Annotated in this window: 20 protein-coding genes; 8 read left to right on the top strand and 12 right to left on the bottom strand. The window is 71.3% G+C overall.

Translation table 11 applies throughout. The features are described from left to right. Nucleotides 1–37: 37 nt before the first annotated feature. Together ACTZWW_RS09340 and ACTZWW_RS09335 are read left to right on the top strand one after the other, a co-directional pair. The gene (locus ACTZWW_RS09340) at nt 38–715 is read left to right on the top strand and encodes a pyridoxamine 5'-phosphate oxidase family protein (RefSeq protein ID WP_444780678.1); all 678 of its coding nucleotides are present in this window, start codon (nt 38–40) and stop codon (nt 713–715) included. A 139-nt stretch (nt 716–854) separates the two neighbouring features. Then, a complete protein-coding gene (locus ACTZWW_RS09335; protein WP_444780677.1) occupies nt 855–2267 on the top strand; it encodes a pilus assembly protein TadG-related protein in 1413 nt (470 codons plus the stop codon). 40 nt (nt 2268–2307) lie between these two features. On the opposite strand, the gene ACTZWW_RS09330 is transcribed toward ACTZWW_RS09335, so the two are convergent. The 10 genes from ACTZWW_RS09330 to ACTZWW_RS09285 form a co-directional block, all read right to left on the bottom strand. Further along, entirely contained in the window at nt 2308–2802 is a 495-nt protein-coding gene (locus ACTZWW_RS09330; protein WP_444780676.1) for a DUF1622 domain-containing protein, read from the bottom strand. Nucleotides 2803–2913: 111 nt separating this feature from the next. Then, nucleotides 2914–4794: an adenylyl-sulfate kinase gene (gene cysC / locus ACTZWW_RS09325; RefSeq protein ID WP_444780675.1), complete on the bottom strand. Its 1881-nt coding sequence runs from the start codon at nt 4792–4794 to the stop codon at nt 2914–2916. A gap of 11 nt (nt 4795–4805) precedes the next feature. Then, complete coding sequence (gene cysD / locus ACTZWW_RS09320; RefSeq protein ID WP_444780674.1) at nt 4806–5660, bottom strand: sulfate adenylyltransferase subunit CysD; 855 nt, start codon at nt 5658–5660, stop codon at nt 4806–4808. Between the two features lie 70 nt (nt 5661–5730). Continuing rightward, a complete protein-coding gene (locus ACTZWW_RS09315) occupies nt 5731–7023 on the bottom strand; it encodes an MFS transporter (protein ID WP_444780673.1) in 1293 nt (430 codons plus the stop codon). A 60-nt stretch (nt 7024–7083) separates the two neighbouring features. Next, nucleotides 7084–7902 carry a class I SAM-dependent methyltransferase gene (locus tag ACTZWW_RS09310; RefSeq protein ID WP_444780672.1) on the bottom strand — a complete coding sequence of 273 codons (819 nt, stop codon included), beginning with the start codon at nt 7900–7902 and terminating at the stop codon, nt 7084–7086. A gap of 50 nt (nt 7903–7952) precedes the next feature. Next, on the bottom strand, nt 7953–9101 hold the full coding sequence (locus ACTZWW_RS09305) for a hypothetical protein (RefSeq protein ID WP_444780671.1): 1149 nt from the start codon (nt 9099–9101) through the stop codon (nt 7953–7955). Between the two features lie 45 nt (nt 9102–9146). Beyond that, nucleotides 9147–9878: an SDR family NAD(P)-dependent oxidoreductase gene (locus ACTZWW_RS09300; RefSeq protein WP_444780670.1), complete on the bottom strand. Its 732-nt coding sequence runs from the start codon at nt 9876–9878 to the stop codon at nt 9147–9149. After that, on the bottom strand, nt 9875–10627 hold the full coding sequence (locus ACTZWW_RS09295) for a sulfotransferase-like domain-containing protein (RefSeq protein ID WP_444780669.1): 753 nt from the start codon (nt 10625–10627) through the stop codon (nt 9875–9877). Before ACTZWW_RS09295 ends, ACTZWW_RS09300 begins: the two co-directional genes overlap by 4 nt. 53 nt (nt 10628–10680) lie before the next feature. Next, on the bottom strand, nt 10681–11934 hold the full coding sequence (locus ACTZWW_RS09290) for a transaldolase family protein (protein WP_444780668.1): 1254 nt from the start codon (nt 11932–11934) through the stop codon (nt 10681–10683). Nucleotides 11935–11960: 26 nt separating this feature from the next. Further along, nucleotides 11961–12659 carry an HAD family hydrolase gene (locus ACTZWW_RS09285; protein ID WP_444780667.1) on the bottom strand — a complete coding sequence of 233 codons (699 nt, stop codon included), beginning with the start codon at nt 12657–12659 and terminating at the stop codon, nt 11961–11963. Between the two features lie 304 nt (nt 12660–12963). Here ACTZWW_RS09285 and ACTZWW_RS09280 point away from each other — a divergent pair, with 304 nt between their 5' ends. The 3 genes from ACTZWW_RS09280 (at nt 12964) to ACTZWW_RS09270 (ending at nt 17331) form a co-directional block, all read left to right on the top strand. Beyond that, a complete protein-coding gene (locus ACTZWW_RS09280) occupies nt 12964–13593 on the top strand; it encodes a CGNR zinc finger domain-containing protein (protein ID WP_444780666.1) in 630 nt (209 codons plus the stop codon). Nucleotides 13594–13975: 382 nt separating this feature from the next. Next, nucleotides 13976–14956, top strand: a complete 981-nt coding sequence (locus tag ACTZWW_RS09275) for a TAXI family TRAP transporter solute-binding subunit (RefSeq protein WP_444780665.1) — start codon at nt 13976–13978, stop codon at nt 14954–14956. Between the two features lie 134 nt (nt 14957–15090). After that, nucleotides 15091–17331 carry a TRAP transporter permease gene (locus ACTZWW_RS09270; protein WP_444780664.1) on the top strand — a complete coding sequence of 747 codons (2241 nt, stop codon included), beginning with the start codon at nt 15091–15093 and terminating at the stop codon, nt 17329–17331. A 67-nt stretch (nt 17332–17398) separates the two neighbouring features. Here ACTZWW_RS09270 and ACTZWW_RS09265 read toward each other — a convergent pair whose 3' ends face one another. Together ACTZWW_RS09265 and erpA are read right to left on the bottom strand one after the other, a co-directional pair. Further along, nucleotides 17399–17812: a type II toxin-antitoxin system death-on-curing family toxin gene (locus ACTZWW_RS09265; protein WP_444780663.1), complete on the bottom strand. Its 414-nt coding sequence runs from the start codon at nt 17810–17812 to the stop codon at nt 17399–17401. A 159-nt stretch (nt 17813–17971) separates the two neighbouring features. Then, entirely contained in the window at nt 17972–18298 is a 327-nt protein-coding gene (gene erpA / locus ACTZWW_RS09260) for an iron-sulfur cluster insertion protein ErpA (RefSeq protein WP_444780662.1), read from the bottom strand. 80 nt (nt 18299–18378) lie between these two features. On the opposite strand from erpA, the gene ACTZWW_RS09255 reads away from it, so the two are divergent. The 3 genes from ACTZWW_RS09255 to ACTZWW_RS09245 all read left to right on the top strand — a co-directional run. After that, on the top strand, nt 18379–19593 hold the full coding sequence (locus tag ACTZWW_RS09255; protein ID WP_444780661.1) for a deoxyguanosinetriphosphate triphosphohydrolase: 1215 nt from the start codon (nt 18379–18381) through the stop codon (nt 19591–19593). Nucleotides 19594–19602: 9 nt separating this feature from the next. Continuing rightward, complete coding sequence (locus tag ACTZWW_RS09250) at nt 19603–21468, top strand: bifunctional 2',3'-cyclic-nucleotide 2'-phosphodiesterase/3'-nucleotidase (RefSeq protein WP_444780660.1); 1866 nt, start codon at nt 19603–19605, stop codon at nt 21466–21468. Between the two features lie 75 nt (nt 21469–21543). Further along, nucleotides 21544–22598, top strand: a 1055-nt coding sequence (locus ACTZWW_RS09245) for a MutS N-terminal domain-containing protein (RefSeq protein ID WP_458575408.1), incomplete at its 3' end; no start/stop codon positions are given.

Genomic DNA, 22598 nt, shown 5'->3' with positions numbered 1-22598 from the left:
GCGTGAACATGCGCGCCTGTCATCAGGAGCCCGACGCATGCACGAGACAGCGACCACCCGTCCCCCGTCCTACGCCCGTATCCGCGTCGCCAAGCGCGCGGTCGACGACCGCGCCGCGGCCTACGCGCTGCTCGATGCGAGCCTGTTCGCGCACATCGGCTTCATCCACGAGAACCGGCCGATGGTCGTGCCGATGGCGTTCGCGCGCGCCGGCGACACCCTCTACCTGCACGGCGCCTCGAAGACGCGGATCGTCGCGCTGGCGGCCGGCGCGCCGCTGTGCCTCGAGGCGACGCGGATCGACGGGCTCGTCGTCGCGCGCTCCGGCTTCGCCCATTCGGTCAACTACGCGACCTGCATCGTCCACGGACGGGGTCGCGCGGTTGACGGCGCGGAGCTCGACCGGGCGCTCGCCCTGATCACGGACCATCTGCTGCCCGGACGCACCGGCGAGGTACGCCCGATGACCGCCCAGGAGCGCAAGGCCACCGGCGTCGTCGCGCTCGACGCCGAGCACGTCACCTTCAAGGTGCGCACCGGCCCGCCGAACGATCCGGAGACGGATCGTGCCGGGGGAAGCTGGGGTGGCGTCCTGCCGATCGCCCTGCGGATCGGCGTCGGCGAGCCGGACGACCACACGCCCTCGGGAACACCGGAACCCGGCTCCCTGGCGGCCGCGAGAGAGCGGTTCGAGGAGAACAACTTAGGATTTTAATCATACCGGTCCGGATCGCCTGAAGCCGGCCGGCCGGATGTGGCCGAGGGGCTTCAAGCTCCTTTACCGTGTGTTCAACTCTCCTCGGGAGGATGCCCTCGCAACTCAACTTTAGGTTTTAACATAGGATAGTCGCTCGATGGCGGTACGAGCCTTCCTCCGGGATCGACGCGGCGCGCTCGCGGTCGCCATCGCCATCGCCGCTCCGGTCGTCTTCGGCCTGGCGGGCGTCGCCGTCGACTACGCGTCGTGGTCGCTGGAGCGCGCGCGCATGCAGACGCTCGCCGACAGCGCGGCCATGACTGCCGCGATCGAGCTGCAGATCGGCGCCGGCGAGGACCAGATCGACGCCCTCGTCTCGGCGATCGTCGGCGAGAGCCCACTCGCGGACGGCGGGACGCTCGGCACGGACAGCACGGTCGTCGGCGAGAACGCGGGGGTGCGCGTCGTGCTCAGCCGGGCCATGCGGCCGAGCTTCCTCAGCGGCCTCGTCCTGCCGACCGGCGGTGACCTGGAAGTCTCCGCGACCGCGATGCGCAGCGGGACCTTCATGCTGTGCGTGCTCAGCGTCGACGGCGCGAGCGACGCGGCGATCGCGCTCGACGGCGCGGCCAGCCTGGTGGCCCGGGACTGCTCGATACACGCGAACTCGACCTCGCCGTCGGCGATCCGGGCGCAGGACGCCTCGCTCGTGCGTGCCCTGCGCACCTGCTCCGCCGGAGGCGTGACGCAGGTGGCATCGCGCAACTTCGATCCGAGCGCGCACGTCGACTGCCCGGCCGCCGAGGATCCCCTGCGCAACCGCGTGGCGCCGCCGGTCGGCCCCTGCATGCACACGAACCTGCACCTCGTGGACGTCCAGCGCACGCTGCAGCCGGGCACGTATTGCGGCGGCCTGGTCATCGACAAGGGCGCCGACGTCACGCTCGCGCCGGGCGTCTACGTCATGAAGGACGGTCCGCTGATCATCGGCCCGGGCTGGGAGGAGGCACGCCGGCCACCGGGTCGCGACGACGAGGACGACCGCCGCGGCCGCCGCGACGATGACGATGACGACGACGACGATGACGACGATGACGACGACGACGATGACGACGATGACGACCTGAGCGAGGCGCGCTGGAAGGGGCGGCTCGTCGGCAACGGCGTCGGCTTCTACTTCACCGGCGACATCGCGGAAGGTGCCGACGGCGAGACCTTCGCGCTCCACATCATGCCGAACTCCTTCGTCGAGCTGACCGCGCCCACCGGCGGGCCGCTCGCGGGGCTGCTCCTCTTCGAGGACCGCGCGGCCGACACGGATCGCATCTTCAGGATCGAGAGCAACGAGGCGCGCCGGCTGGTCGGCACGATCTACGTCTCGCGGGGCGTGCTGGAGATCGACACCGACCGCACCATCGCGGACCTGTCGGAGTTTACCGCGATCGTCATGCGGCGCCTGGACATGACGGGCCGGTCGCGCCTCGTCATCAACGCCGACTACGACGCGACGAACGTGCCGGTGCCGTTCGGCATCGGCCCGACCGCGGGCGAGGTTCGGATCGTGGACTGACGGCGAAGCACGCCGTCGGTCGGCCCGCGCGTCCTGCGCGCTACGCGCTCTCTCCGGGCTTCCCGGCGCGCGCGCGGTGGTTCTGCCACGGCCAGCGGCCCTCGATCTCGACCTCGAGCGCGAAGGAGAGGAACGTCCGGATCAGCACGATGCCGCCGAGCACGAGGACGCTGTCCATCGTCGGCTCGATGGCCACCGTGTTGATGATGTCCGCGGCGACGAGGAACTCGAGCCCGAGCAGGATCGAGCGGCCGAGGCTCGCGCGGTACTCGTCGTAGGGATCGCCGCCGCGCGCGCCCGAGAGCTTCTTGCGAAGGTAGGCGGCGGTCGCGATGACGATGCCGAGCACGATCACGGCGATCCCGCCGTACTCAATGGCGCGAGTGATCCAGTGCAGGATCGTGTCGGTCAGCGCGGCGATCGGCTCGGCCGTGCGCGTCTCCTCCCCGCCCAGCTGCGCCCGCGCCGTCCCGATGGCGACGGCCGTCGCGGCGATGCCGGCGACGGCGAGGCTCCCGATCGTGCTTCGTCTCATCCGCTCCCCCTTCAGGCGCCGCGCCCGCGGGGAGTGATAGGACACGGACGCACCCGCCGTCCAATGCGGGTGCGTCCGACGCCGTTCCGCGACGCGGGATCCGCCGCGGATTCAGGCGCCCACCGCGCGCGTGCGCACGCCGAGGCGCGCGTCGACATAGGCCACGATGGCGTCGACGCAGGCCTCGATCGATTGCTTCGAGGTGTCGACCACGAGGTCGGGGGCGTGCGGCGGCTCGTAGGGCGCCGAGATTCCGGTGAACTCGCCGATCTCGCCGGCCCGGGCCCGCTTGTAGAGGCCCTTCGGGTCGCGGCCCTCGCAGGTGGCGAGGTCGGCCGCCACGTGGACCTCGTGGAAGGCATCGCCGGCGGCGCTGCGCGCCCGGTCGCGGTCCGACCGGTAGGGCGAGATGAAGGCGGTGATCACGATCACGCCCGCCTCCGCGAACAGCGCGGCCACCTCGCCGACGCGCCGGATGTTCTCGGCCCTGTCGTCCGGCGAGAAGCCGAGATCGGCGTTGAGCCCCCGGCGCACGTTGTCGCCGTCGAGCACGAAGGCCTGGTAGCCCTTGGCGAAGAGCCGCTGCTCGACGCGCATGGCGAGCGTCGACTTGCCGGCGCCCGAGAGCCCGGTCATCCAGATCACGCCGCCGCGGTGGCCGTTCCGGAAGGCCCGGCCCTGCGCCGTGAGCAGGTGATCGACCTCGTAGAGGTTCGTGCCCTTGACGCGCATCGCCTCGCGCTGGTCGGGATAGCCCTCCGTCGAGACGACGCCGCCGGCCACCGTGTCGAAGCCGTCGACGAGGACGAAGCGCCCGCCGGCGGGGTTGGCGCGATGATCGTCGAGGGAGAGCATCTCGCGGGTGCGCAGCACCACCTCGGCGACCTCGTTGTGGCCCACCGCGTCCGTCGGCGCGCGGCCGAGCGTCTGGGTGTCGATGGCGTTCTCGATCGCCTCGACGGTGACGTTGGCCTCGTCCGGGCCGACCTTCAGCTTGAGCGCGTCGCCGACGACGAGCGGTCGCTCTGCGAGCCAGAACAGCGTCGCCCGGAAGACGTTGGTGAGTTTCGGCGCGGACGCCTCGTGGCTCGCGACGTCGCCGCGCTCGGCGAAGATCTGCTCGTCGAGGGTGAAGCCGACGACCTCCCCGGCGCGGGCCTCGAGCTTGGCCACCGGCGCGTTCCAGCTCTCGATCGTGCGCACCCGCGCGCGCCGGTTCGAGGGCGAGAAGACGAGCTCGTCGCCGACCCTGAAGCGCCCCGCCTCGACGCGCCCGACGAGGATGCGGCGCTCGTCGAACTTGTAGACGTCCTGGATCGGCAGCCGCAGCGGCCGCTCGAGCGGCGGCGCCAGCGGCGCGAGCGCGTCGAGGGCGGCGACGAGGGTCGGGCCCTCGTACCAGGGCATCGTCTCGGCGCGGCTCGCGAGGTTCTCGCCGGCGCGCGCGGCGACCGGCACGACGGCGTCGGGCGTCAGCCCGATCTCGGCGAGGTAGGCCCGCACCTCCGCCTCCACCGCGCGGAAGCGCGCCTCGTCGTGGCCGACGAGGTCCATCTTGTTCACGGCGACGACCACCTGGGTCAGGCCGAGCAGGTGCAGCAGGAAGGCGTGGCGCCGCGACTGCTCGCGCACGCCCTCGGCCACGTCGACGACGAGCACGGCGGCGTCCGCGGAGGCCGCGCCAGAGACCATGTTCTTGAGGAACTCACGGTGCCCCGGCGCATCGATGATGACGTAGGGCCGCGCGTCCGACTCGAAATTGATCTGCGTCGTGTCGATGGTGATCGCCTGGTCGCGCTCGGCCTGGAAGGCGTCGAGCACGAAGGACCACTCGAGCGGCATGCCGCGGCGCTCCGCCATGGCGGTCAGCTCCTCGAGCTTGCCGTCCGGCAGGCTGCCGGTGTCGTGCAGGAGACGCCCGATCAGCGTGGACTTGCCGTGATCGACGTGGCCGACGACCACGATCTTCATGGGGTTGAGACGTATCTTCATGACGTTCGCCCTCACATGTAGCCGCTGGAGCGCAGGCGTTCGAAGCTGTCCTCGGTCTCCTTGTCCATCGTGCGCCCGGCGCGCTCGGAGACCTTGGTGACCATGAGCTCCGCGATGATCTCGTCGATCGTCGCGGCGTCGGAGGCGACGGGGAAGGTGATGTTCTTCTCGCCGAGCGAGCGATAGCGCTTGCCGTCGCGGGCGAAGTAGAGCGGCACGACCGGGATGCCCTCCGCCTTCGTGTAGCGCCAGATGTCGATCTCGCTCCAGTGCAGGAGCGGATGGATGCGCACGTGGACGCCGTCGGGGAAGTCGGTCTTGTACTGGTCCCAGAACTCCGGCGGCTGGTTGCGGAAGTCCCAGGCGCCGTCCAGCGCGCGCGGCGAGAAGACCCGCTCCTTGGCGCGGGTCGCCTGCTCGTCGCGGCGGATGCCGACCATGACGCCGCGATACTTGTCGCGGGCGAGCGCGTTGCGCAGCCCGACGGTCTTGCGGGCCGCGGCGCGGGTCGCCGGCGGCAGCGTCTGGTCCATGTCCTCCTCCGGCGGGCAGTGCTCGACGCGCAGGTCGAGGCCCCAGGCCGGGACGATCTCGTCGCGGAAGGCGTAGACCTCCGGCAGCTCCATGCCCGTATCGAGCTGGATCAGCGGGAAGGGCACGCGCCCGAAGAAGGCCTTGCGAGCCATCCACAGGAGGGCGTTCGAGTCCTTGCCGATCGACCAGAGCATGCCGAGCGGGGAGACCTGGGCGTAGGCCTCGCGCAGGATGTAGATCGTGCGCGCCTCGAGATCGGCGAGATGGGCGGCGGTGTCGTCGTCGAAGGCGTCGGCGAAGTTGGTGCGTTCCGGCGCGAGGGTCGCGGCCATGTCCTCGTCTCCTGTCGCTGCTGACGGTGGCGCGCCGGCGGAACACCGCCCGTCGACGCGGGTGACGCGTTCACTCGGCGGCGTCGAGCTTGCAGCCCTCGGCCGTCGCTCCCCCCGCGGCGGGCGTCTCCTCGGCGGCCCCCTCGGTCGGAAGCACGACCGAGAGGATGGCGAGGACGACCGCAACGGCTGCGATTGTAACGTAGATCCAGACGAAAGTCCCGGTTACATTCGCCACAACCCCGAAAAGGTAGTTGCCCACCATTCCACCGACGCCGAGCGTCACGTTGGCGACTCCGAAGATCACGGTCGCCTGCGCGCCCTTCGCCGTCTTGGCGACGTAGGCGGGGACGAGGCCGAAGATCGGGTAGAAGGCGACCGCGAAGAGCACGCCCGCGCCGATCGCCAGCGTCTCGGTGGGCGCCACGACCAGGATGGCCGAGGCGGCGAAGACGCAGACGTAGGTGAACAGCAGGGCGAGGCGCACGCCCGTCTTGTCCGACATCCAGCCGACGACGAACCCGGCGAACATGCCGATGAAGCCGATCACGCCCCAGACCCAGGCGGCGAACGCCACCGAGAAGCCGAGCTCCTCGCGCAGGTAGGGCGAGAGATAGTTCTGGAAGGGGAGCGTCGAGAAGCCGTTGAGGAAGGTGATGGCCCAGATGATCAGCACCCAGGGCACCATCACCGCGCCCATGCCCGCGAAGAAGCCGCGCTCGCCCTCGCCCGCGACCGGCGCCGGCTCGGGCGTGTGGCGGAAGAGGCCGAGCTTCCAGAACGTCACGATGGCGATCGCGGTGACGGCGAAGGTGCCGGCGCCGACCGTCAGCCACACCCCGCGCCAGTCCCCGCTCACGACGAAGAGGGGTACGAGCAGGCTGTTGACGAAGACGCCGTAGCTCGTGCCGCTCGAGACGAGGCCGAGCACCTTGCCGCGGTGGCGGTAGCCGATGGCGCGCGAGACGATCTCGACCATCGGCACGTAGACCGAGGCCGCCGTGCCGCCGAGGATCGTCAGCAGGGCGGCGACGACGAGGATCGAGTCTGTCATCGGAAGGAGCATCAGGCAGGCCGCGCACAGCGCGACCGAGCCGATCACGACCTGCCCGCCGCCGATGCGTGGCGCCAGCCAGGCGCCGAGGATCGCGAAGGCGAGGAAGCCGAGCTGCCCCGCCGCCGTGATCATGCCGACCACCGTCATGTCGAAGCCCAGGTCGGCGCGCATGTCGGGCACGAGCTGCGAGAAGAGGTAGAAGCCGAAGCCGTAGGTCGCGGCGACGAAGCTCGTCAGCAGCACGGTGATGAGCACGCCGGCGAGCGCGTTCGCCCCGCCGCCGGTGTCGGATGCATGACTGGTCATGGCGAATGCCTTTCGCGTGTCCAGTGTGAAGAGGGGTGCGCGGGAAAGGCCCGCGCGCCGTCAGGGACGGCGGGCGACGTGGATCACGAAGTCGGTGGAGAAGACGTCGAAGACGGGCTTGAAGTCGCCGAAGGTCTCGATGTCGGCGAAGCCAGCCTCCTCGAGGAGACCGCGCATCTCGTCCTTCAGGACGGGATAGACCTCGAGCGTGTAGGTCTCGCGATCCGAGAAGTCGTAGCGGAAGCGGCAGAGAACTTCATCGATGTGGTCGACGCTCACCTTGGCGCCGGTGCCGCAATAATAGTAGTTGCCGCTGGACTTGTAGCGGTGCGCGCGGATGGCGTCGAAGTTGCGATGGTCGAGCATCAGGAGCCCGCCCGGCACGATCCGCCGCGAGAACTCGCCGAGCACGTGCCGGCGGTCGGCCCCCGCGAACAGGTGCGGGAAGGAGCTGCCCAGGCACACGACGGCGTCGAACGTGCCGTCGAGCGTCTCGCCGAGGCTGCGCCAGTCGGCGTGGACCGCCTCGAGCGCGTGGCCGCGCCGCGCGGCGTTGGCGCGCGCCTGCTCCAGCATCGCCGCGCTGCCGTCGACGGCGACGACCTCGAAGCCCGCCTCGATCAGCGCGATCGAGTGAAAGCCCGTGCCGGCGGCGACGTCGAGGACGCGACGGGCCCCGGCGGCGCGCAGCCGCTCGACGAAGAAGCCCGCCTCCGCCGCCTTGCGCCGATCCCAGTCGATGAGGGCGTCCCACCTGTCGACGAAGCGCGGGACGTACTGCTCGGCGAAGTTCTCCGGCGCGGGACGCGCGGGCGCCTCCGGCGACGCGAGGATCGAGGTGTCGGCCAAAGAGGTGTCGGCCAAAGAGGTGTCGGCCATGACGGCTCTCCTGTCGGCTGGGCGATGCGGGGCGGGCTGGCTGGACGCGCTCAGGCGTATTGCGCGGCGAAGGCGCGGTACTTCGCGCCGAGCTCCTCGGCCCAGCCGGGCGCGTCGGCGAGCGTCATGCGGCGGCACTCGTAGCCGAGCATCGACTTCATGATCGCCATCTGCGGCTCGGTGAACACGACCGTGCCGTCGTCCTCGATCGCCTCGATGCCGTCCGCGCGCTGGCAATCCTCGTTGATGCGGATCGCGTCCTCGCGGGTGAGGCTCTCGTCGAGATCGAGCATCGCGCCGTCGCGGTAGACCCGCACCGGATAGCCGCCGGGCAGGCCCGCGGGGGCCGGGGCGTGGGCGAGGATGCCGCTGTCGGTCGCCATCGCCTCGATGACGCGCACCGCCGAGGAGGCCGTGAGCAGCTGCCCGGCGACGCCGCCGATCCGCTTCAGGCGCCCGTCGAGCTGGGCGAAGAGGGCGGCGTGGTCGAGCGCGCCGTTCAGCTTCTGGCCGCCCACGCGCGCGGTGAGGTGGTAGGCGCCGCGCCCCGCCTCGCCGAAGCGCGGGACGTAGTGGCTGAAGTAGTGCTGCGCGACGAGGCGCAGCTCGACGTCCGCGACGTCCTTGCCCGTCAGGTGCGCGACGCCGTAGGTCAGCGCCGGCACGATGTTGGCGACGTTGCCGATGCCGATCGTCGGCGCGAGCCCCACCTTGGCGAGAACGGGGCCGACGGCGTCCGGGAAGGCCGCGTTGACGACGCGCGTCTCGACACCGGAGCGGCGGACGGCCCGCATCAGCTCGTGGTTCAGGACGAGGTGCATCGGCAGCCAGGGCCCGAACTGCGCCTCGTCGAGCGCCTCGAACACCGCCTTCGGCAGCGCCGTGATGACGCGCCAGGACTGCAGCGAGGCGCCCATGAAGACGATGTCGGGGCGCACCTCGGCGAGCGTCTCCGCCGTGGCGTCGATGTCGTCGAGGTCCACGCGCACCGCCTCGATCTCCGGCACGTGGCCGAGATTGTGCATCGTGAAGCGCACGAGGTTGGCGCGTCGGCGCGCGGTCTCGACGTCACGGGCGGCGACGACGAGGCGGTTCGTGTCCGGGTCGCGGGCGAGCAGGGAGAGGACGTTGCAGGACAGATCCCCCATGCCCACGATCATGATGGTGGGCTTGTCGTCCTCGGTGCGGATGCGGCGCATGGTTCGCCTCCTCGGGTGATGCGGGCGGGTGCGGGCGGATCGTCGTCAGCGCGGGTAGCAGCCGTTGTCGGCGCGCAGGACCGCGCCGGTCATCGACTTCGCGTCGTCGGAGAGCGCGTAAGCGCAGATGCGCGCGACGTCCTCGGGGAGGATGTCGTAGTCGAGCATCTCCTGACGCTTGTATTCCTCGTAGCGATACTTCGGGATTCGGTCCGCGATCGCCGTATTGACGATCAGCCCCGGCGAGACGACGTTCACGCGGATGTACGGTGCGAAGTTCATCGCGTTCGACTTGGTGAGGCCGATGACGCCGGCCTTCACGGTCCCGTAGAGCGCATCCGAGGAGCCGACCTCGCCGGCCACCGAGGCGAGGTTGACGATCGCGCCGCGGCGCTTCTGCGGAAGGAGATGCCCGGCGAAGGCGCGCGAGAGCCACACCGGGCCCTTCACGTTGACGGCGATGACGCGCTCGATGGTCTCGTCGTCGTACTCCCACACCGGGCGCCCGAGGTAGAGGCCCGCGTTGTTGACGAGGCCGTCGACGTCCGGGAACGCGGCGAGCGTGCGCTCCATGAAGGCGTCGCAGTCCGCGCGCAGGCCGACGTCGCAGGTCGAGACCGCGAGCGGGCGCCCGGCATGGGCCTCGCGGAGGCTGGCCAGCCCGGGCTCGTCGATGTCGCTCGCGATCACCGTCATGCCGCGATCGAGCAGGAGGCCCACGAGGGCGCGGCCGACGCCGGCGGCGGCCCCGGTGACGATGACGGTCGAGACGCTCATTCTGCGGCCTCCTTGATCGGGCTGACACGGTATTGGTCGAGATGCTCGTAGAAGGGCCGGCAATAGGCGACGTAGTCGCGTAGATGCGGCAGGTCCTCGTACGTGTGGCGATACTTGCGCGTCGGCTTGCCGATGCCGCTCGAGCCGATCACGTCCGTGTGCCAGCCCTCCCATGTCGACCATTCCGGCCGCGAGCCCGCGTCCCAGCGCAGCGCCTCCGGCACGAGATCGATGCCGGTGCGGGCGCAGAACAGGCCGATCGTGCCCTCGGGGTCCTCGGCGAGGTCGGCGGCGTTGATCACGAGCGGCGTCTCGCCGGTGAGATCGCGCACGACGTCGAACAGCCGCGCGAGCTGCTCGTAGCCCAGCGTCTCGCGCGTCACGTCCGGATGGACGTTGGCGTGCGAGAGCACGGCCTCCTCGGGATCGCGGATGAGGAAGGTGTTGATCTGGCCGAGCAGATAGTCCGGGTCGGCGAGCAGATGATCGAGCGCGTGGTAGGGGAAGTCCTTGTGGAAGACCGGCGTCTCCAGGCGCGCGCGCTCCATCATGTCGCGCACGGCGGCGTAGGTGCGCGGATGGTCCGGGTCCGGGTTCTGGTGGGGCAGCGTGGTACGCCCCTCGTGAACGAAGTAGACGTAGCTGAAGGCCTCGTGGAAGACCTTGAAGTCGCCGCGCTCCATGAAGGAGCGCTCCAGCGCAGTGGACATCGAGCGAGGGTGGCCCCAGAGGGCGATCGAGAGATGCATGGGACGGCTCCGTCGAGCGCGGGACGAGGGTGTCTCAGCCTGGCGGGCGCGGCTCACTCGGCGGCGGTGGCGAAGGCGGGCTCCCGGCCGGAGGCGACCTCCTCGGCGGCCTCCTCGGCGGCCGCGTGCCGCGCGACGAAGTCGACGAGCCGGCGGGCGTTGCGCGCCACCTCGGCGTAGGTCGTGATGAAGGCGCCGTAGTTGGCGAAGTCCTCCGGCGGCATGCCGTCGGGGTCGTAGGCCTTGGCGAAGGAGGGCAGGCGCTCGAGCTTGCGCAGGATCTCGGCCGGGATCTCGCGGTCGATGGCGCGCGGATCGAGATCGCCGAGCTCGCCCTCGCGGCGCATCAGGTCGGCGATGAAGCTCGGCTTGCAGGTGTAGGCGATGTCCGCGCCCGCGGTCTCCTCGAGATGCATCGAGAGAGCGCCGGTCTCGGGCGCGTCGGTCTCGAGCGAGGAGAGCAGCATCATCACGGGATGCCCCTTCTCGACGATGGTGCGCTGGATGCGCTTGAGGATCGCGATCTCGGCGAAGCGGACCTCGCGAGCGTCGAGCGAGACGCCGCGCGCCGCCGCCTCGTCGAGCAGGTCGCCCTGCGAGCCGAAGCGGCCGATCATGTGGGTGATCACCGTGCGCCAGCGCGCGAGGTCGACGCCCTGCCGGCGCGCCTCCGCGAGCCCCGCCTCGACGGCGCGGATGCAGGCGGAGAACTGCGGCACGCAGTAGGAGAGCGTGTTGTTGACCGAGATGCCGCGGGCGACGAGCCGCCGGATGGTCTCGTAGCCCTGGCGCGTGCCGGGCACCTTGACCATCAGGTTGGGTGCGATGCGTGCGAGCTGGAGGCCCTGCTCGAGCATGGCGTCGGCGTCGAAGATGCAGCGCGGGTCGAGCTGGCCGGAGACCCAGCCGTAGCGCCCCTCGGAGGCGCGCCAGAGCGGCAGCATGGTCTGCGCGGCGCGGCGCAGCGCCTCCTGGTAGATGATCCAGTAGGTCTCGTGGATGTCGGGGCGCGCCTGGCGCAGGTGCGCCTCGCGCACCTCAGGCGCCCATGTCTGCGGCGCCTCGATGATGCTCTTGGCGACGAGGGAGGGGTTCGTCGTCACGCCGCGCACGAGCGAGCCCGCCGGCTGGGCCGTGTCGAGAAAGCGTCGGAGCTGCGCGCCCCAGCGCGCACGGGTCGCCGCGTCGGGCGCCTCGGCGAGGACCCGCTCCTTGAAGGCGGGGAAGACGAGCGGCGAGGAATCCCACCAGATCTCGGCATCCGGGGCGGCGGCTTGCATCTTCTCGAGGACGGACGGCGCGGACATTGGGAGCACTCCGGTTTCGGGCGTTGTCAGACGGCGACCGCGAGGGGATGTGCGGCTTGCGGGACCGGCAGGACGGTGCCGGATCGCCAGCGGGCGAGGAGATCCGGCAGCTGCGTCATGCAGGAGAAGGGCGAGGCGCCCGCGTCGGCGAGCAGGGGCGCCGTGTCGCCCGGGGCGAAGGCGAGCACGGTCATGCCGGCGGCGACGCCGGCCTGGACGCCGACGAGGCTGTCCTCGATCACGATGCAATCGCGCGGCGAGAAGTCCATGTCGTCCGCCGCGTGCAGGAACAGGCCCGGATCGGGCTTCCAGTGCCCCACCTCGTAGGCGCTGTAGATGCGGCCCTCGAAGCGCGGCAGGAGCCCGGTGAGGCCGAGCGTCTGGCGGATCTTCTCGAGCGGCGCGCTGGACGCGGTGCAGAAGGGGCCGGCGAGCCGGTCGAGCGCGTCCTCCACCCGGGGCACGGCCCGGAGCTCGCGCTCGAAGGCCTCCGCGGCGCGGCGCCGGAAGGCGGGGATGAAGGTTTCGGCGAAGCTGCGCCCGGCACGCGCCTCGAGCTCGGCGACCCACGAGGCGACCTTGCGGCCGCGCAGGAAGGCGAGCGCCTCCGCCTCCTTGAAGGCGAGGCCGAGATCCGGGGCCATCGCGGCGAGGACGCGGGCGCTGACGATCTCGCTGTCCACGAGCACGCCGTCGCAATCGAAGATGACCAATCCATCCGCCATGGCACACGATCTCCCTGTGGGCCGACGACCTCTCGGCCGCGCCCTCGTCGGACGGCGATTCGATGCACGCGGGCGTCGGCGCAGGCGGTGGTGACCGCGATGTGCCGAGGCCTCGCCGATGGGTGCGGGAAAGGGCACAGGCCCCAGTCGTCGGGCACCACATGGGCTGGTTGTGTACGTACTTTTATCGACCCGATTTAACCTGTCAACCAGATTTTGGGGGTTAATTACCCGAGGTGTTGCATTTAGCAGGTTAAGATGCCAAAATGCCTGTGAAATCATCGACCTAACGAGGCGTCATTGCATGACTGAAAGACCAGAGGTTGATCCGCGGTTCGAGTCCGGCGCCCTCGTCCTGGACTTCGTGAACAGCACGACCGGGCGCAGCCGCGGCCGCAGCCGCTGGGAGGATTCGCTGACCGACGCGTTCGCGACCCTCGGCTGGCTCCGGCAGCGGGGCGCCGTCGACGAGGCGCGCTTCCGAGCGCTGATGCGCATCGCCGCCTCGGATCAGGACGCGTCGGAGGGGTTCATGGCGGACGTGCGCCGGCTGCGCGCGGCGCTGGAGCGGATCTTCCACGCGGCGATCTCCGAGGAGGCGCCGCGCGACACGGATCTCGCGCAGCTGGCGGCGCACGCCCGGCCCGCTGCGCCGGCACCCGCACGGCTCGCCTGGGGGCCGCAGGGCCTCGTACGCGCCGAGCCGGAACGGTCGGAGCTCGTGCTCGCGGATGCGCTCGCGCCCATCGTCGCCTCGGCGGAGGCGCTCCTCACCGCGGAGCGGCTCGTGCGCGTGAAGACCTGCGGCTCCTCGACCTGCGAGTGGCTGTTCCTGGACACGTCGAAGAACGGCTCACGCCGCTGGTGCCGCATGGACGTGTGCGGCAACCGGGAGAAGGGCCGCCGCCGCCTCCAGCGCGAGCGGGCAGCCTGAGAGCGGCGAGACGACGCGGCGGGTAGCCGGCCCGATCACGCGCAATTGCGCGGATGAGGCTTGCCGCCACCTCGTATTCCCTCCTATCGTGCCGGTAGCTTGGCCGACGGCGGCGCCCGCCGCTGCGGCCTGCGCTCATGCGACCGGGTGAACCGCGTGTCCGTCGGACGCGAGGAAACACCCGGCGAGGGGGGACGCCGCGCTTGACGAGGTGCCCATGTCCGGTCCGCCGTCACGCCCGCGAGGTCATTCGCCCCGCGGATCGTGCGCGCGTGGCCGGCTCCCCGCGCAGGGCCGAGCCTCGACCCGGGATTTCCGGTACCAAGGCGTCCGCGACAAGGACGCACATGAGCAAGAGCTCAGAAACAAGGAGAGGAACGCAATGAAGCCGTCTCATCTCGTCTGCACCGTGGCCGCGCTCGCGCTGACCGCCGGCGCCGCCTCGGCACAGGACCGCTCGAACTGGCCGTCCAGCTTCACGATGGGCACCGCCTCCCAGGGCGGCACCTTCTTCGTCTACGGCTCGGGCGTCGCCAACCTGATCTCCGAGGAGCTCGGCGTGTCCGGCGCGGCCGAGGTCACCGGCGGACCGATGCAGAACATGGCGCTCGTCCACACCGGCGAGGCCGCGTTCGGGCTCACCACGCTCGGCCCGGCGCGCGAGTCGCTCGAGGGCACGAACCCGATCGCCCCGGGCCTCGCGATGGACAACGTCTGCGCCATGTTCCCGATGTACGAGACCCCGTTCTCGATCACGACGCTCTCGTCCTCGGGCATCGGGTCGATCTCGGACATCCCGGACGGTGCGCGCATCGGCTTCGGCCCGGCCGGCTCGACCTCGGACACCTACTTCCCGGCGATGCTCGAGGCGCTCGGCGTGAACTTCGAGCGCCGCAACGGCGGCTGGGACGATCTCGGCGGCCAGCTCCAGGACGGGCTCCTCGACGTGATCGCCTTCGCCGCCGGCGTGCCGGTGCCCGCGGTGAGCCAGCTCGAGGTCCAGACCGACGTGAACATCATCGAGTTCACCGAGGAGGAGCAGCAGCAGATCGTCGACGCGTTCCCGGTGGCGGGCTTCGACATCCCGGCCGACACCTACACGACGCTCGACGCCCCCGCCCGCGCGGTCTCGATGTGGAACTTCGCGGTCGCCAACTGCGACCTGCCGGAGGACTTCGTCTACGCCGCGACCGAGGTCGTCATGTCGGACAACGCGCGCATGGTGAACATCCATCGCTCCGCCGAGACGACGACGGTCGAGAACTGGGACAAGAACAACGTCCTGCCCTGGCATCCGGGCGCTGCGCGCTGGTTCAACGAGAACGGCGCCTCGATCCCGGACGACATGATCCACGGCGGCTGATCCTCGCCGGAGGCCCGCCGAGGGCCGAAGACCGCCGCCCGCGCCGCGTCGCGGGCGGCACCCGGGTGGACCACGACGAGCAAGGTTGACGTGCGCGCGCGGCCTCGGGCCCGGCGCCGCATCGGGGACGCGCCATGGTGGACGAGACGAAGGCGGACGACACCCTCATCCTGGCGGAGGGCGTCGACGAGGAACCGGTCGAGAGCAACCGCCGCCTGTTCGGGCCGCGGCTCTATCTGGTCGTCGCCGCGCTCGCGGCGATCTACGCGGGCTTCCACATCGCGGCGCTCAACGGCCTGTCGATCATGCGCTGGACAGGGATCTCCATCCCGTTCCTGCCCCGGCTGCCGATGGAGACCTGGAACTTCCGCATCGTCCACGTTGCGGGCGCGCTCGCCCTCGGCTTCGTCATGTTCGCCGGCGCCGCCTTCGCCGGTGCAGACCGGCGGGAGACGCGCGCGCTGGAGATGGTCGGCTGGGCGCTCATGCTCCCGGCGGTGTTCGCGCTCGCCGTCGCGTTCTGGTTCGCCACCCTGATCTCCGGCGGCGTGATGTGGAATGGGATCGATCCTGTGATCCGGTTCCGCGAGACATGGCTGTACGGCGCGCCGCTCCTGTTCGCCACCGTCGGCGCGATCGTGCTCTCCTGGATCCACCGGCGCGACAGGTCGCAGACGGCCGCCCCCGACCTCGTTCTCGCCGTATGCGGCTTCGCGGTCGCGGCCTACCTGATCACGATCTTCGGCACGCTGATGCGCAACTCGACCGGCACGCCCTTCGCGCCGATCGGGATGTCGCTCGCAGCGGTGGCCGGAACGCTCCTCATCCTCGAGCTGACGCGCCGTGTCGCCGGCATGGCGCTCGTCGTGATCGCCTTCGTCTTCCTGGCCTACGTCTTCGTCGCGCCCTGGCTGCCGGGCTTCCTCGAGGCGCCTCGGGTGACCTGGCAGCGCTTCTTCAGCCAGATCTACACCGACGTCGGCATCCTCGGGCCGACCACCGCGGTGTCCTCGACCTACATCATCCTGTTCATCATCTTCGCGGCCTTCCTGCAGGCCTCGAAGGTGGGCGACTACTTCGTCAACTTCGCCTTCGCGCTGGCGGGACGCTCCCGCGGCGGGCCGGCGAAGGTCGCGGTCTTCGCCTCCGGGCTCATGGGCATGATCAACGGCACGTCGGCCGGCAACGTCGTCGCCACGGGCTCGCTGACGATCCCCCTGATGAAGAAGGTCGGGTACCACAAGAAGACCGCCGGCGCGATCGAGGCCGCGGCCTCCACCGGCGGACAGATCATGCCCCCCATCATGGGTGCGGGCGCCTTCATCATGGCCGAGGTGACGGGCATCCCCTACACCGAGATCGCGTTCGCGGCGATCATCCCGGCGATCCTCTACTTCGCCTCGATCTACTTCATGGTGGACTTCGAGGCGGCGAAGCTCGGCATGCGCGGCATGCGCGACGACGAGCTGCCCAAGCTGCCCGCCATGCTCAAGCGGGTGTTCCTGTTCATCCCGATCGTCATCCTGATCGCGGCGCTGTTCATGGGCTACTCGGTCATCCGCGCCGGCACGCTCGCGACCGCCGCGGCGGCGATGGTGAGCTGGCTCACGCCCTACCGGATGGGCCTGCGCTCGATCGTCAAGGCGCTCGAGCTCGCCGGCATCATGTCGATCCAGATCATCGTCGTGTGCGCCTGCGCCGGCATCATCGTCGGCGTGATCTCGCTCACGGGCGTCGGCGCGCGCTTCTCCTCCCTGCTGCTCGGGCTGGCGGAGGCCTCGCAGCTGCTCGCCATGGTCTTCGCGATGCTCATCGCGATCCTGCTCGGCATGGGCATGCCGACCACGGCGGCCTACGCGGTCGCGGCCTCGGTGGTCGCGCCGGGCCTCGTCCAGCTCGGCGTCCCGCTCCTCACGGCGCACTTCTTCGTGTTCTACTTCGCCGTCGTGTCCGCGATCACGCCGCCGGTGGCGCTCGCCTCCTACGCCGCGGCCGGCATCTCGGGCGCCAACGCGATGGAGACGTCCGTCGCCTCCTTCAAGATCGGCATCGCCGCCTTCATCGTGCCGTTCATGTTCTTCTACAACAGCGCGCTCCTGATGGACGGCGGCACGATCGAGATCGTGCGCGCGCTGGCGACGGCGGTGGTCGGCGTGTTCCTGCTCTCGGCGGCCGTCCAGGGCTGGTTCCTCGGCGGCCGGGCGCCCTGGTACATGCGGGTGCTGCTCGCGGTCGCCGCCTTGTTCATGATCGAGGGCGGGCTCCTCACGGACGCCATCGGGGTGGGCCTCGCGGCCGCGATCTTCGCAATTCAGAAGGTTCTGCGCCCCCGCGCCGACGGCCCGGCGACGATCCCCGTGCGCGGCGCGGACTGAGCCCCCCCGCCCCGTCGGGGCGGGGGCGATCCGCGTAACGGATCAGGGGCGGGGTTGCCGTGCCGCGTCACGCGTTCGGGGGCCACGTCGTCACGAAGGGCCGCAGCCTGGGCACGAGATCCGCCTCCTCGGCGCGGACGACGAGGACGGCCACGATGTCGTCCGCGATCCGCTCGTCGTCCGGCAGGTCGACCCGGCAGAGGTTCCTCTCCAGGAAGACGATGCTCGCGACGAAGGCCGCACGCTTGTTTCCCTGCTCGAAGAGATGATTGCGTGCGATCGCAAGAAGAAGAGCCACCCCGAGATGCACGAGGTCGCGAACGCCGCCCAAATGGAAGAGATTTCGCGGCCGCGCCAGAGCACTTTCCAGCAGAGCCGGACGAAGCAGCGCGAAGCTTTCTCCCGTCGCGACGACTTCCGCCCGAGCTATGGCGACCACCACCTCGGCCGGAAGCCAGACCGGCTCGCGGTCATTCGGCAAGGCGCGCCCGGATCTTCGGGAACCGCTCCATTGCCCGTCGGATCAATTCGTCGTACTCGGACCCCGTCTCGTGCTCCGGCGACCTCTCGCGGACCGCCGAGTGCCCGGCGCGCTCTTCGATCCGCTTGGCGTCGCTCTGCCGGCTCGTCGCGCGCTTCCTCATATCGTGAAGCTCACGCCGCAGCCGCAGCTCGCCTGGGCCTGGGGGTTCTCGATCTTGAAGGATTGGCCGATCAGGTCGTCGACGAAGTCGATGACCGCGCCATCCATGTACTGGAGCGACATCTCGTCGATCAGCACGCCCGCCCCGTCCCGCTCGACGAGGATGTCGTCCTCCTGGCGCGCCGCATCGACGTCGAAGGCATACTGGAAGCCGGAGCAGCCGCCGCCCTGGACGGAGATCCGCAGCATCGAGCCTTCCGGCTCGCCCTTCATGATCTCGGCGATGCGCTCGGCCGCACGCTGCGTCAGCTCGATACCGGGCATGGGTTCCTCGTCCTCGACCTTGCCAAATCGGTTCCCCGGAATGTAAGCCTCGCACGGTCGGTCCGCAACGGGGAGAGGTCATGCGCTCGGGCGGCGAGAGATGGCGCGCTCCCTATGCCTGCGATCCGGGCGCGAGCCGCGGCCGGCAGCACGGCGCGAGCGCGTCGCCGACGCGCTCGGAGTTCCAGCGCGACCGCGACCGGATCATCCATTCCTCCGCCTTCCGGCGCCTCAAGCACAAGACGCAGGTCTTCGTCTTCCACGAGGGCGACCACTTCCGCACGCGCCTGACCCACACGATCGAGGTCTCGCAGATCGCCCGCGCCATCGCCCGCTCGCTGGGGCTCGACGAGGATCTCGCCGAGGCGCTGGCGCTCTCCCACGACCTCGGCCACACGCCCTTCGGCCATACCGGCGAGGACGCGCTCGACGCATTGATGGCGGCGCACGGCGGCTTCGACCACAACGCCCAGGCGCTGCGCATCGTCACGCGGCTCGAGCGGCGCTACGCCGAGCACGACGGGCTCGACCTCACCTGGGAGACGCTGGAGGGGCTCGTCAAGCACAACGGCCCCCTCGTCGACGCGGACGGCCGGCCGCGGGAGCGCTACGCCGCCCACGGCGTGCCCGGCGCGATCCTCGAGTTCGACGCCGAGTTCGGCCTCGACCTCGCGACCCACGCCTCGGGCGAGGCGCAGGCGGCGGCGATCGCCGACGACATCGCCTACGACGCCCACGACATCGACGACGGCCTGCGCGCCGGGCTGTTTCGCCTGGAGGATCTGCGCGCCGTGCCGCTCCTCGCCGACCTCCTCGCCGAGGTCGACGCCCGCTACCCGGGCCTGGAGACGCCCCGGCGCATCCACGAGCTCGTGCGCCGGGTGATCACCCGCCTCGTCGAGGACGTCATCCGCGAGAGCGAGGCCCGCCTCGCCGCGGCCGCGCCGGCCTGCGCGGACGACGTGCGCCGCGCCGGGCGCACGCTGGTCGGCTTCTCGCCGGCGATGGCGGAGGCGGACCGGGCGATCAAGGGCTACCTCTACCCCAACATGTACCGCCATCCGAAGGTGAAGGCGGTGCGCACCGACGCCGACCGGATCGTGCGCGACCTCTTCGCCCGCTTCACCGCCGAGCCGGACGCCATGCCCGAGGAATGGCGCGCCGGCCTCGCCGGCGCCGACGCCGGGCGTATCGCGAGGCGGGTCGCCGACTACATCGCCGGCATGACCGACGGCTACGCGCTCGGTGTCCACCGCACGCTGTGCGGCGGCACGCCCGACCTGAAGCTCGGGTGAGCGCGGCCGATGCCCCGCCTCCGGCTGATCGCCACCTCGGACCTGCACGCCCACGCCCGGCCCTGGGACTATCTCGCCGACCGCCCCGATCCGCGCCACGGCCTCGTGGCCGCCGGCGCGGCCATCGCCGCGGCCCGGGCGGAGGCCGAGGCGGCGGGCGCGGCGGTGCTCCTCGTGGACAACGGCGACCTGCTGCAAGGGGCGGCGCTGGGCGACCTCGTCGGGGCGTCCGGGCTCGCGCCCGGCGAGACGCATCCAATGATCGCGGGCCTGGCGGCGCTCGGCTGCGACGCGGCGACGCCGGGCAATCACGAGTTCAACTACGGCCTGCCCTTCATGGAGGCGGCCTATGGCGGCGCCCCCTTCCCGACCGTGTGCGCCAACGTCGCCCGCCGGGACGGCTCGCCCCTCTTCCCGCCCTTCGTCCTCCTCGAGCGCACCGTGCCCGGCCTCCCGCGGGCGCTGCGGATCGGCGTCACCGGCGTGCTGCCGCCGCAGATCCTGATGTGGGACAAGGCGCTCCTCGGCGACGCTCTCGCGGTCGAGGACATGGTCGACGCCCTCGCCCGCGCGGTGCCCGCGATGCGCGCGGCGGGCGCGGACCTCGTCGTCGTGCTCTGCCATTCCGGCATCGCCGAGGGCCCGCGCGAGGGCGGCGAGGAGAACGCGGCGCTGTTCGTCGCGCAGGACGTACCGGGGATCGACGCGATCGTCTGCGGCCACCTGCACCGGGTCTTTCCCGGCGGGCGCGACTTCGCCCACATCCCGGAGGTGGACGCGACGCGCGGCCGGCTCGCCGGCGTGCCGGCGGTGATGCCGGGCTTCTACGGCTCGCATCTCGGCATCGTCGACCTCGATCTCGTCGCCGAAGACGAGGCGGGCGGCGGCATGCGGGTGGTCGAAGCGGTGTGCGAGGCCCGCCCGGTCCCGCCGCTCCCCGATCCGCCGCCGCCTGCGGCCGCGACGATTCTGCGGCTGACGGCGGACGTCCATGACCGCACGCTCGCCCACGCGCGCCGGCCGGTCGGGGAGACGAAGCAGCCGATCGACACCTACTTCACCATGCTCGGCGACGACGGCGACCTCGCCCTGCTCTGCGCCGCGCAGGCCGCCTTCGTGCGCCGCGCCGTCGCCGGGACGGCGCTCGCCGAGCTGCCGCTGCTCGCCGCCGCCGCGCCCTTCCTCGCGGGCGGGCGCAACGGGCCGCGCGGCTACACGGACATCGCGCGCGGCCCGCTCGCCATGCGCGACCTCGCGGCGCTCTATCCCTACCCGAACGCCGTCTGCGCCGTGCGCGTGACCGGCGCCGAGATCGTGCTGTGGCTGGAGCGGGCAGCCGGCCTGTTCGCCACGATCGACCCGCGGGCGCGCGGGCCGCAGCTCCTCGTCGACCCACGCTTCCCCTCCTACCACTTCGACATGATCCAGGGCCTCGCCTACACGATCGACCCGACGGTGCCCGCGCGCTTCGACCGGGAGGGCGACCTCGTCGATTCGGGCGCGACGCGCATCCGCGATCTCGCCTTCGCGGGCCGCCCGGTGCACGACGACGACGTCTTCCTGCTCGCCACGAACACCTACCGCGCGGGCGGCGGCGGGCGCTTCTGCGGCGGGCGGCTCGAGAGCGTCTTCACCTCGACGACGCTGGTGCGCGAGGCGCTCCGGGAGCACGTGCGCGCCCGCGCCGTCGAGAACGGCCCCCTCACGCTGGACGACAGGCTCTCCTGGCGGCTCGCCGATCTCCCCGAGGGCGTCGAGGCGCTCTACGCCACCGGCCCCGGCGCGCGGGGCCGCGAGCCGGCGGACCTGCGGCTCGATGAGCGCGGCCTCGATGCCGAAGGCTTCCGGCTCTACCGCTATCGTGGCCGGCGCTGAGGCGCGGGGTCCCGCCTGTGGACGCCGGGCGGGCGCCACTCCCCTCCCCCGTCGCGCGCTGGTAAACCGGAGGGCATGACCACAGACCCCGTGCTCGAGGCCCCTGCGCCCTCCTCCGCCGCGCGCCCGCCCGCTCCCCGCGGGGCCGCCGCCGCGCCGAAGGCGGGGGAGGATCGCGTCACGCCGATGATGGCGCAGTACGTCGAGATCAAGGGCGCCAACCCCGACAGCCTGCTGTTCTACCGGATGGGGGACTTCTACGAGCTGTTCTTCGAGGACGCGGAGATCGCCTCGCGGGCGCTCGGCATCGTGCTCACCAAGCGCGGCAAGCACCTGGGCCAGGACATCCCGATGTGCGGCGTGCCGATCGAGCGCGCGGACGACTACCTCCAGCGCCTGATCGCGCTCGGCCACCGCGTCGCCGTCTGCGAGCAGATGGAGGACCCCGCCGAGGCGAGGAAGCGCGGCGCCAAGGCCGTGGTGCGCCGCGACGTGGTGCGGCTCGTGACGCCCGGCACCATCACCGAGGAGCGCCTGCTCGAGCCCGCCCGCGCCTCGCTCCTCGTCGCGGTCTCCCGGCGCAAGACGAGCGAGGACGCCTACGCCTACGGCGTCGCCGCGGTGGACATCTCGACGGGCGCCTTCACCGTCACGGAGACGACCCGCGGCGGCCTCGGCCCCACCCTGGCACGGCTCGACCCGCGCGAGATCGTGCTGCCCGACTCGCTCCACGACGACCCGGACCTCGCCGGCGTCTGGCGCGAGATCGGCGCGCCGCTCTACCCGCTCGCACGCGACGGGCTCGACGCCGCCTCCGCGCAGGCCCGCCTGGAGGAGGCGTTCGGCGTCGCCACCCTCGACGCCTTCGGCGCCTTCGGCCGCGCCGAGATCGCGGCGGCGGGGACCGTGCTGCACTACGTGGCGCGCACGCAGATCGGCGCGCGGCCGGCGCTGCGCCCGCCGGCGCGCGAGGACGGCGGCGGCGTGCTCGCCATCGACCCGGCGACGCGGGCGAACCTCGAGCTCGTGCGCACGCTCTCGGGCGAGCGCGCCGGCTCGCTTCTCGCCGCGATCGACCGCACGCTGACGCCCGGCGGCGGGCGGCTCCTCGCCGAGCGGCTCTCCGGCCC

It is taken from the genome of Salinarimonas sp. NSM, assembly GCF_052380005.1.
Classification (GTDB): domain Bacteria; phylum Pseudomonadota; class Alphaproteobacteria; order Rhizobiales; family Beijerinckiaceae; genus Salinarimonas.
The sequence above is the reverse complement of the archived record's forward strand: the minus strand, read 5'-3'. Positions and strand labels throughout refer to the sequence as shown.

Excerpts from the sequence above, each read along its gene's own strand:
- ACTZWW_RS09340 (WP_444780678.1), top strand. The coding sequence starts at position 38 with ATGCACGAGACAGCGACCACCCGTCCCCCGTCCTACGCCCGTATCCGC.
- ACTZWW_RS09335 (WP_444780677.1), top strand. The coding sequence starts at position 855 with ATGGCGGTACGAGCCTTCCTCCGGGATCGACGCGGCGCGCTCGCGGTC.
- ACTZWW_RS09330 (WP_444780676.1), bottom strand. The coding sequence starts at position 2,802 with ATGAGACGAAGCACGATCGGGAGCCTCGCCGTCGCCGGCATCGCCGCG.
- cysC (WP_444780675.1), bottom strand. The coding sequence starts at position 4,794 with ATGAAGATACGTCTCAACCCCATGAAGATCGTGGTCGTCGGCCACGTC.
- cysD (WP_444780674.1), bottom strand. The coding sequence starts at position 5,660 with ATGGCCGCGACCCTCGCGCCGGAACGCACCAACTTCGCCGACGCCTTC.
- ACTZWW_RS09315 (WP_444780673.1), bottom strand. The coding sequence starts at position 7,023 with ATGACCAGTCATGCATCCGACACCGGCGGCGGGGCGAACGCGCTCGCC.
- ACTZWW_RS09310 (WP_444780672.1), bottom strand. The coding sequence starts at position 7,902 with ATGGCCGACACCTCTTTGGCCGACACCTCTTTGGCCGACACCTCGATC.
- ACTZWW_RS09305 (WP_444780671.1), bottom strand. The coding sequence starts at position 9,101 with ATGCGCCGCATCCGCACCGAGGACGACAAGCCCACCATCATGATCGTG.
- ACTZWW_RS09300 (WP_444780670.1), bottom strand. The coding sequence starts at position 9,878 with ATGAGCGTCTCGACCGTCATCGTCACCGGGGCCGCCGCCGGCGTCGGC.
- ACTZWW_RS09295 (WP_444780669.1), bottom strand. The coding sequence starts at position 10,627 with ATGCATCTCTCGATCGCCCTCTGGGGCCACCCTCGCTCGATGTCCACT.
- ACTZWW_RS09290 (WP_444780668.1), bottom strand. The coding sequence starts at position 11,934 with ATGTCCGCGCCGTCCGTCCTCGAGAAGATGCAAGCCGCCGCCCCGGAT.
- ACTZWW_RS09285 (WP_444780667.1), bottom strand. The coding sequence starts at position 12,659 with ATGGCGGATGGATTGGTCATCTTCGATTGCGACGGCGTGCTCGTGGAC.
- ACTZWW_RS09280 (WP_444780666.1), top strand. The coding sequence starts at position 12,964 with ATGACTGAAAGACCAGAGGTTGATCCGCGGTTCGAGTCCGGCGCCCTC.
- ACTZWW_RS09275 (WP_444780665.1), top strand. The coding sequence starts at position 13,976 with ATGAAGCCGTCTCATCTCGTCTGCACCGTGGCCGCGCTCGCGCTGACC.
- ACTZWW_RS09270 (WP_444780664.1), top strand. The coding sequence starts at position 15,091 with ATGGTGGACGAGACGAAGGCGGACGACACCCTCATCCTGGCGGAGGGC.
- erpA (WP_444780662.1), bottom strand. The coding sequence starts at position 18,298 with ATGCCCGGTATCGAGCTGACGCAGCGTGCGGCCGAGCGCATCGCCGAG.
- ACTZWW_RS09255 (WP_444780661.1), top strand. The coding sequence starts at position 18,379 with ATGCGCTCGGGCGGCGAGAGATGGCGCGCTCCCTATGCCTGCGATCCG.
- ACTZWW_RS09250 (WP_444780660.1), top strand. The coding sequence starts at position 19,603 with ATGCCCCGCCTCCGGCTGATCGCCACCTCGGACCTGCACGCCCACGCC.